Here is a 13,038-nt window from a genome sequence, read left to right as displayed (position 1 = left end):
TTAGTGGGCTTCGGACCAATTGTCTCCGATGCCCGCATCCACAACCAACGGCACATCCAGTTTCACCGCTGGGTCTGCCGCCCCTTGCATCACATCGCGTGCCACCGCGATCGTGTCGTCAACCGCATCTTCGGCAACTTCAAAGATCAATTCATCATGCACCTGCAGGAGCATCTTGGCAGGAAGACCTTTGATTGCTGAAGGCATGCGGATCATCGCGCGGCGAATGATGTCAGCGGCCGTACCCTGAATCGGCGCGTTGATTGCTGCGCGTGCTGCGAACCCCGCATGAGGTCCCTTCGCATTGATCTGCGGCATGTTGATTTTGCGCCCGAACAACGTCTGCACATAGAGGTTCTCTTTCGCGAAGGCCTTTGTGTCATCCATATAGGTGCGAATGCCCGGAAAGCGTTCAAAATAGCGTGTGATAAAGGCCTGGGCGTCGCTGCGCGGAATATGCAGGTTCCGCGCAAGACCAAAGGCCGAGATGCCATAAATCACACCAAAGTTGATCGCCTTCGCCTGACGTCGCACATCCGGTGTCATCTCATCCAAAGGAACATCAAACATCTCTGACGCAGTCATCGCGTGGATGTCGTGCCCGTCTTTGAAGGCCTGTTTCAGCGCATCGATCCCAGCGATATGCGCCAGAATACGCAGCTCGATCTGGCTATAGTCGAGCGCAATTAGCTTGTTGCCAGGTGCCGCGACAAATGCCTCGCGAATGCGACGACCCTCTTCCGTACGCACGGGTATGTTTTGCAGGTTCGGATCATTGGAAGAGAACCGCCCGGTGTTCGCGCCGATCTGAGAGTAAGACGTATGCACACGTCCCGTGTCAGGATTGATATGGTCTTGCAACGCGTCGGTATAGGTCGACTTCAGTTTTTGCAACTGACGATAATCGAGAACGCGGCGCGGGAAGTCATGTTCCGCAGCAAGGTCTTCCAAAACGTCGGCAGGCGTGGACCATTGGCCGGTTTTGGTTTTCTTGCCGCCTTCCAGTTCGAGGTCTTCAAAGAGGATCTGGCCTACCTGCGCGGGAGATTGAACGTTGAATGACTTACCGGCGATCTCGTGCAATTCCGCCTCATACTGCGCCATCTTCTGCGCGAAGGAATTGGACATTCGGCTAAGCGCATCTCGATCCACCAAAACGCCATGCATTTCCATTTCAGACAGCACCGGCACCAGCGGACGCTCTAGCGTTTCATAGACTGTGGTAACTTTCTTTTGGTGCAGTTGCGGCTTGAGCAGCTGCCACAAACGCAGCGTGATATCTGCATCTTCTGCTGCATATTTCACCGCATCTTCCAACGGCACCTTGTCAAAGGTGATCGCGGATTTGCCGGTCCCTAAGAGCGATTTGATCGAGATTGGCTTGTGGCTCAGATAGGTCTCACTAAGCGTATCCATGCCATGATTATGGACCCCAGCATTCATCGCGTAGGACATCAGCATCGTGTCATCAATCGGCGCGACAGAGACACCGTAGCGTTTGAAGATCTTGCAGTCGTATTTGGCGTTCTGGAAGATCTTCATAACCGCCGGGTCTTCGAGCAACGGCTTAAGCATTGAAACCGCTTCCTCGAGGTTCATCTGGCCGTCCGCCAGATCATCGCTGCCAAACAGGTCGTCAGCATCACCTTTCTTATGCGCCAAAGGAATGTAGCAGGCGTCTCCGGCTTCGACGCAAAGCGAGATCCCAACCAGATCGACCTGCATATCATCCAGCCCGGTGGTTTCCGTGTCCACCGCAATCCAACCGCGTTTGTGGGCCTTGGCTATCCAAGCTTCAAGCTCGGCGGCAGAATCGACATGTTGGTATTTGTCCACTTCAAATGGGATCGCTTCGGGTGCATCCGCAGCAGTGTCTGCCTTTGGCGCTTCGGCAATCACCGGCGCTTCAACACCCAATTGTGCTGCAATCCGCTTTGACAGAGTCCGCATCTCCATCTCTGCGAGAAACTCCATCAGCTTCTCAGACACCGGGTCCTGCACCTCGAGGCTTTCCAGAGTGAAGTCCAGCTCCATCTCGCAATCCAATTGCACGAGCCGCTTGGACAGCTCGATCTGATCGCGTTTTTCAATCAGCGTCTGACGGCGTTTGGGCTGTTTGATCTCTTCGGCACGGTCCAGAAGTGTTTCAAGATCACCAAATTCATTAATCAAAAGCGCAGCGGTTTTGATCCCAATCCCAGGCGCGCCAGGTACGTTATCAACGCTGTCACCCGCAAGGGCCTGCACATCCACAACGCGTTCCGGTCCAACGCCGAACTTCTCATGCACGCCGTCGCGATCAATGCGCTTGTTTTTCATGGCGTCGAGCATCTCGACCCCATCGCCCACAAGCTGCATCAGGTCTTTGTCAGAGCTGATGATGGTGCAGCGCCCCCCCGCATCGCGCGCTTGGCAAGCGAGCGTTGCGATGATGTCATCCGCTTCAAAACCTTCGATCTCTTTGCAAGCGATATTGAAGGCTCGCGTTGCATCACGTGTCAAAGGAAACTGTGGCACTAGGTCTTCCGGTGCAGGCGGGCGGTTGGCTTTGTACTGGTCGTACATGTCATTGCGGAAGGACTTGCCAGAATAGTCAAAAATAACTGCCACATGGGTCGGCGCATCCGGTCCAGTGTTTCCTTCAACATAGCGTTGCAGCATGTTGCAGAACCCGGCGACGGCGCCAATCGGCAACCCATCAGATTTGCGCGTTAGTGGTGGCAGAGCATGATAGGCGCGGAAAATAAAGGCCGAGCCATCGATCAGATGCAGGTGACATCCTTTGCCAAACTTTGCTTCGCCCGTTTCTGCCATGTTCCGCTCCCACGTTTCTTGGGCACCCTTGTGCCATGATGGTTGTCTCTGGGCCAGATGGAAATCACCCGGCGGCACACCCTACTGACAGTCTTGCCGCATCACCGCATCTCCAGTAGCGTCAGCGCGATTTTCAAATTGGACCTGACACCGTGATCCTATCCCACCCGCTGCCTCCCTCTGACGTGCGCGCCGAAGTATGTGCGCATATTCCGTGGGCGGAACACGGGGTTTGGCAGGCGCTCATTGGCGGAAGGACCAATGCGTCTTGGCGCGTTGATGGGAGCGAAGGACAGTCTGCGGTTCTAAAGCTTTATCGCGACAAGACTGACAACCCTTTGTTTCCCAATGACGCGGGTGCGGAAGCAACATTACTGCGGCATCTTGCTGGAAAGAGCATCGCCCCAGACTGGATCGCAAGCTTCCAATCCAGCGGCGCGGATTGCAATCTCTATCATGCCTTGCCGGGCGAGCCTTGGACGGATGGCGTGAAAAAGGTCGCGGATTTGGTCAAGCGTGTTCATGCGATAGAACCGCCCTCAGGTTTACGATCAGCAGCGAATGGCTCGGCAGAATTGATGCAACAAGCCAACGCCATTTTTGCAAAATCAGGACAAAGCCTGCAGACGCCTTCCGTCGAAAGTCGCGTCGCGCCGAGCGACAACAAGGTCATGCTCCATTGCGACATCGTGCCGGGTAACTTGATCCTGAGCGAAAACGGCCTGCGCCTGATTGATTGGCAATGTCCAGCAATCGGCGATCCAACAGAAGACCTCGCTGTATTCTTGTCCCCTGCGATGCAGCTTCTCTATCGGGGTGCCACCTTGTCCGAGCAAGAAACCCAAGGCTTCTTGCGTCAGTTTGATGACGCGCAACAGATGCGCTACCACGCGCTTGCGCCACTCTATCACTATAGGATGTCTGCCTACTGCCAGTGGCAAATCGAGCGCGAAAACCTAGCCTACAAAGAGGCGCTAGAGGCAGAGTTGAACGCGCTCTATCCGGCCTAACGCAATCGTTTCAAAATCGCCAATGAGGCATAGCCGTCTGGCTCTAGGCCTTCAGACCGCTGATATGCCCGCACCGCATCAATGGTCAGCGGTCCGATCTTGCCATCGATTTTAACCGTGTCAAAACCCGCGGCGGTCAAACGTCGCTGCAACTCCTTACGTTCAGAAAACGTCAGCGCCCGATCTTCGCGCGGCCAACGCGATTGGAATTTGCCGCCACCTTTGATCCGATCGCTTAGATGCCCGACACCGATCACGTAGGCATCGGCGGTATTGTAGCGCTCAATTGCGTCGAAGTTTTTGAAGATCAAGAACGCTGCACCCTTGGAGCCCGCAGGTAGCAAGAGCGATGCCTGACCATAGTTTTTTACACTTCGCCCATCGAGACCTTTGACGCCGAGCGCACCCCATTGGCTTGGACTCTTTTTGATCTTTCTGTTTGCCAAAGCGTAGTTAAACCCGCGCGGCAATGTCACCTCGACGCCCCACGGCTGACCGGTGACCCAACCGGAACGCTTCAAATAAGCTGCCGTCGAAGCCAAAGCGTCGCTTGGATCATCCGACCAGATATCGCGTTTCCCGTCCCCCGTGAAATCCACAGCGAATGCCAAATACGATGTTGGAATGAACTGCGTATGACCCATCGCGCCAGCCCAACTGCCAACCATGTTGCGGGGCGTGGTATCACCGTTTTGCAATATTTTAAGTGCCGCAATGAGCTGCTGTTCAAAGAACCGACCACGTCGGCCATCGAATGCCAGGGTCGCCAGAGCTTCAATGATGGGTGTGTCACCCCGTACGGCACCGTATGCACTCTCTAGCCCCCACACGGCAACGACAACTTCTTTGTCGACTCCGTATTGGCGCTCGATGGCTTCCAACTTACGGCGATGCTTTCGAAGCGCAGCTTTCCCGTTTTTCACGCGGCTATCGGAGGCCGCAGAATCGAGATACTCCCAAAGCGTCTTGGTGAATTCAGACTGATTGCGATCTCGGCGCACAACGTCCGCATTGTATTGCACCCCGCGGAATGCCCGATCGAGTACGGATTTTGAGATCCCCTGCCTTGCGGCACGGGTTTTGAAAGACCTGATCCAAGCTTGGAACCGCGCGTTTGCCTGTGTGACTTGTGGTGCGATCTTCTCTGGACGCAAAACAGGGCGCATCGAGCTTTGCACCGAAACCGACGCCATAATAACGGGCGTTTCCACCTGAACATTCGACGTTGCGGCCCGCAGAACAGGGCGTAACGAGGTCTCTGGCGCGCTTGCAAAACCGCTCGCTGGACTCAATGCAAATGCGCAAATCAAAGCGCGCAACGTTGATTTAAATACCATAATTTGACTCTCTACTCGCTCTCAAAGCCAGCTTAGCCGGAAACCTGCGCAACACAGAACAACGAAATGGTTAATACCCATGTTCCAGCGCTTCGGCGCGCATTTTTTGCCAATAGTCCCGCAACATGCTGACGCGGCGCGGGCGGAAGCTTTCATCCATAACCTCCAGATCCAACATGCGATCCAAACGGAAAGCCCTGTAGTCATTGCGCAAATGACACCACCCGACGAGGCAATGGCTGGACTGCATGAAGACAATGGAAAGCGGATAGACCTCCCGGCGGGTTTTTGCGCCCTTGGCATCAGAGTAATTGAACCGAATGCGCCGTTCATCCCAAGCGGCTTGCCGCAGGACCTCCGCGTCGACCGTGGGCGGCGGTGGCGGAAAAAAACTCGTGGCAGACAAGACCGCGTGTTTCAGACGTCGAGATTGCCCTTCTGGAAGCCGCGCACCAAGTTTCGCCAATGCGGACTCAGCGCCCTTTGCCAAAGACGGGTCGCCAACGGCCATGACCTCTCGGAGACCCAAGACCAGCGCCTCCAACTCTTCATCTTCAAAACCCAATGGCGGCAGGGTCGCATCCTCGATCAGCGTATAGCCAAAGCCCGCCTCGCCATCGATGACGGCACCAAGGCCCCGCAAACTGTCGATATCACGATAGAGCGTGCGGACTGACACGTCCGTTTCATCCGCCAACCGTTCGGCGGTTACGGGCGAAGGCAAGCTACGAAGGGCTTGCATCAATTGAAAAAGACGCGCGGTTCTGGACATGGTTACGGTATAGCTGACCACTGCTGACAAAAATTGGCAAGAGTATCTGCCATGAAGGTCGCATGACGTTTCCGGATCCAAAGATTAAAGAAGTGTTTGACGCCTACCCGCCTCCCGCCCGCGCGGGATTGCTCGCGCTGCGCGATTTGATTTTGGAAGAGGCAAAATCACTTCCAGAAATCGGCGAAGTGTCAGAGGTTTTGCGATGGGGACAACCCAGCTACATCACACCGGAACGGAAAGCGGCGACCACACTTCGGCTTGGGACCCACAAACAAGCCCAATTTGCGATTTTTGCGCACTGCCAATCAACGGTCATTGCAGATTATGCCATGCGTTTTCCGGGATGGGATCGGCTGGACGGCAACCGCGCGGTGCTGTTTGACAGCACAGATCAAATCGAGCCATTCCGTTTGCGCAGCTTGATCCGACACGCCCTGACCTATCACCTGAACTAACGCCTTTTGCGCGCCACTTTGCGTTTGGTCTTTGCTGCCTTTTTCTTGGCGGAAGACATCTTGCGCTTCGACGGTCCTCGACGGCCGGATTTGCGTCCTTGCGAGGGTCGTTTGCCGTTGATTTCCAAGATCTCAAGAATGACACCGCCGGTCACCGGCGCGGCCTCAGCCAAACGCACAGTGACTCGCTGACCCAATCCGATCACCAGACCCGTATCCGATCCGGTCAATGTATTGCTGTCCGGGTCATATTTGAAATATTCGTTCCCCAGCTCGCGCATGGGCACCAGACCATCAGCACCCGTTTCATCGAGTTTTACAAACACCCCAAACCGAGCGATCCCGCTGATCTTGCCACTGAATTCATTGCCCAGTCGCTCGCTCAGATAGGCGGCGAGGTAACGGTCAGTTGTATCCCGTTCCGCCAACATAGAGCGGCGTTCCGTTTCGGAGATATGGTTGCCAGTCTGCTCGAGGTTTTCAATGTCATGCGGTGTCAGACCATCCTCGCCCCAGCCATGGCAAGACACCAACGACCGGTGAACGATCAGATCCGCATAACGGCGGATCGGTGATGTGAAATGGGCATATGACTTCAACGCCAACCCAAAATGTCCAAAGTTGCTCGGCGCATAATAAGCCTGGGTCATCGACCGCAAAGTTGTCAGGTTGATCAGCTCCGCCTCATCCGTGCCAAGCGCGTCTTTGAGCAGCTTATTGAGGTGGCGCGTCTGAAGCACCTGCCCCTTCGCAAGGTTCAAACCCGAAGACCGCGCCACATCCCGCAGGCTGTCCAATTTCTCGGGACTTGGTTCTTCGTGCACACGAAACAGCTGTGGCGATTTCTTTGCAATCAGGGTTTCCGCCGCAGCCACATTGGCAAGGATCATGAACTCTTCGATCAGCTTATGCGCGTCCAGCCGTTCACGGAAATCGACAGAGGTCACCTCGCCCTTATCGCTCAGCACAATCTTACGTTCTGGCAGGTCCAGTTCCAAAGGCTGACGCTCGGCCCGCGCGATCTTGGTTGCTTCGTAGGCTTCATAGAGCGGTGTAATCACCTCATCCAGCAGTTCGGCGCAGCGCTCATTCGGATTGCCATCGCGTGCGGCCTGCACCTCTTCATAGTTCAATGAGGCAACGGATTTCATCATCCCACGGACAAAGCGGTGGCCGATCTTTTGCCCTTGGGCGTTCAGCTTCAAACGCACCGCCATACAAGCACGCGGCACACCTTCATGCAGCGAGCACAGATCGCCTGACAGGCGATCCGGCAACATCGGGACAACACGGTCCGGGAAGTAACTTGAGTTGCCGCGCTTCTTTGCTTCGCGGTCCAACTCAGATCCCGGCGTCACGTAATGGGCAACGTCTGCAATGGCGACCCAAACGATATGGCCGCCGATATTCTCGGGGTCATCATCCGCATGCGCCCAGCAAGCATCATCGTGATCCCGCGCATCGGCCGGGTCGATGGTAACCAACGGCATGGTCCGCAAATCGGTGCGGTCACCAAGTGAAGCAGGTTTCGCGGCATCAGCCTCAGCGATCACCGCGTCAGGGAAGTTATCTGGAATACCGTGCTGGTGGATGGCAATGAGAGACACCGCTTTCGGCGCGGTTGGGTCCCCAAGACGCGAGACGATCTTTGCCTTTGGCAATCCCATCCGAGATTTCGGGCCAATCTGTTCACCTTCGACAAGCTCACCATCTTTGGCGCCATTCACCTGACCTTCGGGTACAGACCATTCTTTGTCAGTGCCTTTATCAATCGGCACGATCCGCCCGCCCTCGGTCCCTTTTCGGAAAAGACCAAGCACGCGTTTCGGGTTGGTTCCAATGCGACGGATCAAGCGGCCTTCATATGCGTGATCCTCGCCCTTCACTTCTGTCAGGCGCGCAAGCACCCGGTCGCCCTCGCCAAGCGCTGGATCGGACGCTTTCAGGACCATCAGGATCGACGGCTCTTCGCCCTCGCCTTCCCATTCCATGGGCCGCGCCAACAAATCACCATCCGCATCCGCGCCCAGGATTTGCAAGACACTGACTGGCGGCAACTGTTCGGGATCGCGATAGCTGCGGCTGCGTTTGCGCAGATGACCTTCTGCCTCCAGCTCGCGCAGAACGCGTTTCAAATCGATGCGCGCAGCACCTTTGATGCCAAAAGCTTTGGCGATGTCACGTTTGCTGGTAAGCGTCGGGTTCTCAGAAATCCATTCTAGGATTTCTTCTTTGCTAGGCATTCTCATATCTGCGCCCTAACACGTGAGGCACAAGACGTCACTGTGAAAGCGAGATCCGCAAGGTTAGAGCAGGATTTCCATGTCGCGATGGGGAATGCCCGCATCATCATAGATCGGGCCGCATACTTTAAAGCCAAGCTTCTCGTAGAACCCAATCGCATATTCCTGCGCGCCCAGTGCAATACGGGTTAGATCGCCACGTTCCTTGAGGTGCTGCGCACCAAATTGAACAAGCGCCGCGCCAAGCCCGGTGCCGCGTTGGGATTTCAGAACACAAATCCGGCCGATTTTTCCCGTGGTGCCCGCAATCAACAGCCGCGCGGTGCCGACAGGGGTTCCGTCAACGCTCGCTAAGATATGGATCGCCTCATCGTCGAGGTCATCAATCTCATCTTCCTCAGCGATGCCTTGTTCGACGATAAAAACTTCGCGCCGCAAAGCGACACAGGCCGCGATGTCATCGGTCTGGAAGATCTCCCAGCTCATGCGAAATAGTCCTTTAGAATGCGGCTGTAGATCTCTTTCAGTTGGTGAATTTGCGCCACCGAAACATGTTCATCCACCTGATGCATCGATTGCCCAACCAGCCCGAACTCCACAACGGGGCAGTGATGCTGAACGAAACGCGCGTCCGAGGTTCCGCCACTGGTCGACAATACGGGGGTCACACCGGTCTCAGCCTGCACCGCACTGGCGACCAGATCTGACAGCGGTCCGGGCGGTGTAATGAAACTCTCGCCAGAGATCTTGATCGTCACATCGATCTCAATCCCGGTTTGGCGCGTGGTTTCGGCCACTTGTTCATTGATCCAGTCCGTGAGTGACGCGCCTGAATGGGCATCATTGAAGCGGATATTCATTGTGGATTTGCATTCTGACGGGATCACGTTTGTCGCCGGATTTCCTGTATCCATCGTAACCACTGCCAAAGTAGAGGCATCAAAATGCTCGGTTCCCTGATCCAACTCATAGCTCGAAAACTGGTGCATCAACTGTGCCATCGCCGGAAGCGGGTTCTTTGCGCGATGAGGATAGGCCGCATGGCCCTGCACACCTTTGAAGGTGAACCAAGCGGTCAGAGACCCGCGTCGGCCAATCTTCATCATCTCACCCATTTCATTTGGACAGGTTGGTTCACCCACCAAACAGACGGACATCTTTTCTTGATTGGCATCCATATAGTCGAGCAGCGCAGTGGTTCCGTCGACGGCATCCCCCTCCTCATCACCGGTGATCGTAATCACGATCGCACCTTGAGGCGGTGTGTCTTTCACGAGGTCCATCGCCGCCGCGACAAAGGCGGCAACGCCCGATTTCATGTCAGTAGAGCCGCGCCCAAACATAATGCCATCTTCAATCACAGCGCCAAAAGGCGGCTTAGACCAAGCAGCCTCATCACCAACTGGCACCACATCCGTATGACCATTAAAGCCAAAGGTATGCGGATGGCCTTTCTCACCCCAGCGCGCGAAAAGGTTAGACACCTCGCCACGATCAACGCGCGTGCATTCAAAACCCGCGCCCACAAGCAACTTTTCCAGATGCAACAATGCACCGCCTTCTGCTGGGGTGACAGAAGGGCATTTGATAAGTTCAGCGGTCAGGTTTGCTGCGTCGGTTTTGGGCATGATGTCCTCGATCTTAGGTCCCTCACGCCTAGCCTGAATCCGGAACCTGTGCAAACCAACGGAAAAACCTGTTCAGCTTTTAAATCTCCGTGTTAGAATCAGACAAAATCAAAACAAGACCCAAGACATCTGGGACGAGCAGACATGACAAAACACGCCACCTTCAAACGCCCGGAGTCCATCTCTTGAGCTGGGTAGCCCTTGCGGATAACAGCTCCCAATCGCTGTCAGACCTGAGCGCAAGCGCGCTGCATGAGCGCGGCACATTGATGTTAGAAACATTGGTCGCACCGGGCAGCAAACCGCAAACCATCGCAGGGCTTGAATTACGTGGCGCTTCGGTCTGTGACCTTTCGATCCAAGCCATGCCCGGCGGCGGCATCCATTTCTTACTGCGTGCTGAGAATGAGATCATTCACGCGGCCCTGTCCCACGACGCAGAAGATCAGTCGAGCCTTTTGCGGATCAGCTATTCCTGGGACATGCCAAACGGGCGCGGCCAATTGGTGATCGAACGTCCAGGCACCAATAAACTGTATCTGCGCGAAATCGAACGCCCCCTACCGATAACCGCACGCGCCATTGAGGCGCTGATGCAACCGCGCGGCGGGCGTCATTTGTGTGAAGATCTCGTGTTTATCGCAGTGTCCGATCAGGTAGAGCCAATTGGCCCAATGCCCGGCATCTGCCCTAAAACACCTGTGCAAACACCAGAGGGCATGAAACCCATTGGCACTCTCAAACGCGGTGATTTGGTCACGTCGTTGAATGGAGACGCCATCCCGGTTCTTCAAGTTCTAAGAAAAACCGTGCCCGCGCGCGGATCATTTCAGCCAATCCGACTGCGCGCGCCCTATTTCGGACTAACCCAAGACGTCGTCCTCACACCAGAAGCGCGACTTGTCGTCGGCGGAACGCAGGTCGAGTACCTCTTTGGATCCGACAGCGTGCTGGTTCCAGTGAAGCATCTGACATCTGCGGCGTCAGCGCGATACGAGGACGGGCACAAACTGGTGACTTATGTCCAATTGTTATTGCCCGACCACGAGCCAATTTTGGCAGGTGGCACAGCAATCGAAAGCATGAACATAGGTCGAATCCGTCGCAAGAAAGAGCTGTTGAAATCCACACTCTTGGGTCAATTTGATCCTTATACGCTGCCAGAGCATTCAAAAACCGCATTTCCGGTGCTCAAAAGCTACGAAGCAGTCACCTTGGCACAGCTGCGCGCCGCATAATTCTTGATCAAAAGCAAAGCATTGAGTAGGCACTTCGGGTCGATGTGGGGACGTCCGATGCTGAAACGTTTTTTGATTCCAACACTTATGTTGCTGTTTTGGGCTCTGCCAATTTCAGCACAATCCGTTTCGGTCGCTACCGTCGAACGCAAGCCGTTCTCTTATTTGGAAGATGGCGCGCCAACTGGTTTCTCGATTGAACTCATGGAACTGATTGCTGAAGATCTCGGCTACCCTTTCGAAATTAGTTACTTTGACTCCTTTGCAGACATGCTTGGTTCTGTCGAAGCAAGCAGCTCTGATGTGGCAATCGCCAATATCTCGATCACAGCGTCTCGTGAACAGGTCATGGATTTTAGCCATCCGATTTTTGAAAGCGGCTTGCAGATCATGGTCCCAAAGGGTGGTTCCACGCAGTCTCCGATCTGGACAGCACTGGCCTCTAAAGACTTGTTGATTGCCATTGTCCTAGCCTTCGCAATGCTGTTTGGCGGAGGCATGTTGATGTGGGTGTTTGAACGCAAAGCGCAGCCATATTTCGACCGCCCAGCCAAAGAAGCAATGTTCCCAAGCTTCTGGTGGGCTCTGAACCTTGTGGTGAACGGCGGCTTTGAGGAACGCGTGCCTCGCTCCTTCTTTGGCCGCATCTTTGCTGTGCTTTTGGTGCTTTCATCCCTCTTCATTGTTTCTGTTTTTGTGCCCCGCATCACCGCCGTTATGACTGTCGAGGCGATTAACGAAAACATCACATCAGTGAACGATCTTTACGGTCGTGAGGTCGGTACAATTGAAGGGTCGACTGCCGCGAGTTTCCTCGGCAATCGCGATATTGCTTTCGTCGGGAAGCCGGATCTGGACAGCTTGAAAGCGGGATTCGCCGCCGAAGAATTTGACGCGGTTGTTTTTGATGCACCGGTTCTTGCATTCTACGCAAAAAACTCCGGCGAAGGCATCGCGACGCTGACCGGGCCGGTGTTCTTAAGAGAGAACTACGGGATTGCCATGCCAAGCGGCAGCACGCTCAAAGAGCCCATCAATCAGTCGCTTTTAAAGCTGCGTGAAAATGGCGAATACGATCGCCTGCGTCGAAAATGGTTCGGATCACTGAACTAGATCGTCGTCCGCGCTTTCTTCGCCATTAAAGAAAGGCGTCATCTGCGCAACAATCACAGAGTTCTCTTCCAAAGCTCGCGCCATCAACTCGCGTTCATCGGCGTGGATCTCATGGCCCTGTGCTTCCCGCTCAGGCAAAGTACCGTAACCGGTTACATCCAATGGTGCGAGGTCCGCTTGTTTCAGGATCGCCACCGTCTCCCGCACCGCCTCTGCTTCATCAACACCGGATGCGTAGATCATCAACGCCCCACCCGTAGCGCCTTCAGGAAGACCGTCGCCGTCTTTGCGACCGACCTGCACGAGCAGGGTGTAGACCTGCTGACGAGATTTTTTCTTTGGCTTATCCATAGGGTTGGCTTACCCGGCGCATTCAGCGCGGTCAAGGACAGGTAAAAACGCGAAACGCCCGCCAGTGGCGGGCG

11 protein-coding genes are annotated in these 13,038 nt (G+C 55.0%); 4 read left to right on the top strand and 7 right to left on the bottom strand.

Features of this window, described 5'->3' with window-relative positions:
* On the bottom strand, positions 1–2,814 hold the full coding sequence (polA, locus tag TA5113_RS01175) for a DNA polymerase I (protein WP_058313676.1): 2,814 nt from the start codon (positions 2,812–2,814) through the stop codon (positions 1–3).
* A gap of 152 nt (positions 2,815–2,966) precedes the next feature.
* Between polA and TA5113_RS01170 the strand changes: the two genes are divergently transcribed.
* Positions 2,967–3,824: a phosphotransferase gene (locus TA5113_RS01170; protein WP_165589370.1), complete on the top strand. Its 858-nt coding sequence runs from the start codon at positions 2,967–2,969 to the stop codon at positions 3,822–3,824.
* On the opposite strand, the gene TA5113_RS01165 is transcribed toward TA5113_RS01170, so the two are convergent.
* Together TA5113_RS01165 and TA5113_RS01160 are read right to left on the bottom strand one after the other, a co-directional pair.
* The gene (locus TA5113_RS01165) at positions 3,821–5,161 is read right to left on the bottom strand and encodes a lytic murein transglycosylase (protein WP_082625772.1); all 1,341 of its coding nucleotides are present in this window, start codon (positions 5,159–5,161) and stop codon (positions 3,821–3,823) included. The genes TA5113_RS01170 and TA5113_RS01165 overlap by 4 nt on opposite strands.
* A gap of 70 nt (positions 5,162–5,231) precedes the next feature.
* A complete protein-coding gene (locus TA5113_RS01160; protein WP_058313675.1) occupies positions 5,232–5,933 on the bottom strand; it encodes a helix-turn-helix transcriptional regulator in 702 nt (233 codons plus the stop codon).
* A gap of 62 nt (positions 5,934–5,995) precedes the next feature.
* Here TA5113_RS01160 and TA5113_RS01155 point away from each other — a divergent pair, with 62 nt between their 5' ends.
* On the top strand, positions 5,996–6,391 hold the full coding sequence (locus TA5113_RS01155) for a DUF1801 domain-containing protein (protein ID WP_058313674.1): 396 nt from the start codon (positions 5,996–5,998) through the stop codon (positions 6,389–6,391).
* On the opposite strand, the gene rnr is transcribed toward TA5113_RS01155, so the two are convergent.
* Genes rnr through dapE form a run of 3 tightly spaced genes read right to left on the bottom strand, consistent with a single transcriptional unit; the run spans position 6,388 to position 10,262 of the window.
* On the bottom strand, positions 6,388–8,640 hold the full coding sequence (gene rnr, locus TA5113_RS01150) for a ribonuclease R (RefSeq protein WP_058313673.1): 2,253 nt from the start codon (positions 8,638–8,640) through the stop codon (positions 6,388–6,390). The genes TA5113_RS01155 and rnr overlap by 4 nt on opposite strands.
* 57 nt (positions 8,641–8,697) lie before the next feature.
* Positions 8,698–9,120 (bottom strand): GNAT family N-acetyltransferase, encoded by a 423-nt coding sequence (locus TA5113_RS01145; RefSeq protein ID WP_058313672.1) that lies wholly within the window; start codon positions 9,118–9,120, stop codon positions 8,698–8,700.
* On the bottom strand, positions 9,117–10,262 hold the full coding sequence (gene dapE, locus TA5113_RS01140) for a succinyl-diaminopimelate desuccinylase (RefSeq protein ID WP_058313671.1): 1,146 nt from the start codon (positions 10,260–10,262) through the stop codon (positions 9,117–9,119). Before dapE ends, TA5113_RS01145 begins: the two co-directional genes overlap by 4 nt.
* 185 nt (positions 10,263–10,447) lie before the next feature.
* Between dapE and TA5113_RS01135 the strand changes: the two genes are divergently transcribed.
* Positions 10,448–11,500, top strand: a complete 1,053-nt coding sequence (locus TA5113_RS01135) for a Hint domain-containing protein (protein WP_058313670.1) — start codon at positions 10,448–10,450, stop codon at positions 11,498–11,500.
* 57 nt (positions 11,501–11,557) lie between these two features.
* A complete protein-coding gene (locus tag TA5113_RS01130) occupies positions 11,558–12,613 on the top strand; it encodes a transporter substrate-binding domain-containing protein (RefSeq protein ID WP_082638100.1) in 1,056 nt (351 codons plus the stop codon).
* Here TA5113_RS01130 and TA5113_RS01125 read toward each other — a convergent pair.
* Positions 12,602–12,964: a DUF8846 family protein gene (locus tag TA5113_RS01125; RefSeq protein ID WP_058313669.1), complete on the bottom strand. Its 363-nt coding sequence runs from the start codon at positions 12,962–12,964 to the stop codon at positions 12,602–12,604. The two genes, TA5113_RS01130 and TA5113_RS01125, sit on opposite strands and share 12 nt — an antisense overlap.
* Positions 12,965–13,038 lie beyond the last annotated feature (74 nt).

Source organism: Cognatishimia activa (genome assembly GCF_001458335.1).
GTDB lineage: Bacteria > Pseudomonadota > Alphaproteobacteria > Rhodobacterales > Rhodobacteraceae > Cognatishimia > Cognatishimia activa.
Note: the sequence above shows the minus strand (reverse complement) of the source record. Positions and strands in the feature narration are given on the sequence as shown.

Coding starts and splice junctions, on each gene's coding strand:
- TA5113_RS01145 (WP_058313672.1), bottom strand. CDS start 9,120: ATGAGCTGGGAGATCTTCCAGACCGATGACATCGCGGCCTGTGTCGCT.
- TA5113_RS01130 (WP_082638100.1), top strand. CDS start 11,558: ATGCTGAAACGTTTTTTGATTCCAACACTTATGTTGCTGTTTTGGGCT.
- polA (WP_058313676.1), bottom strand. CDS start 2,814: ATGGCAGAAACGGGCGAAGCAAAGTTTGGCAAAGGATGTCACCTGCAT.
- TA5113_RS01125 (WP_058313669.1), bottom strand. CDS start 12,964: ATGGATAAGCCAAAGAAAAAATCTCGTCAGCAGGTCTACACCCTGCTC.
- rnr (WP_058313673.1), bottom strand. CDS start 8,640: ATGAGAATGCCTAGCAAAGAAGAAATCCTAGAATGGATTTCTGAGAAC.
- TA5113_RS01165 (WP_082625772.1), bottom strand. CDS start 5,161: ATGGTATTTAAATCAACGTTGCGCGCTTTGATTTGCGCATTTGCATTG.
- dapE (WP_058313671.1), bottom strand. CDS start 10,262: ATGCCCAAAACCGACGCAGCAAACCTGACCGCTGAACTTATCAAATGC.
- TA5113_RS01155 (WP_058313674.1), top strand. CDS start 5,996: ATGACGTTTCCGGATCCAAAGATTAAAGAAGTGTTTGACGCCTACCCG.
- TA5113_RS01160 (WP_058313675.1), bottom strand. CDS start 5,933: ATGTCCAGAACCGCGCGTCTTTTTCAATTGATGCAAGCCCTTCGTAGC.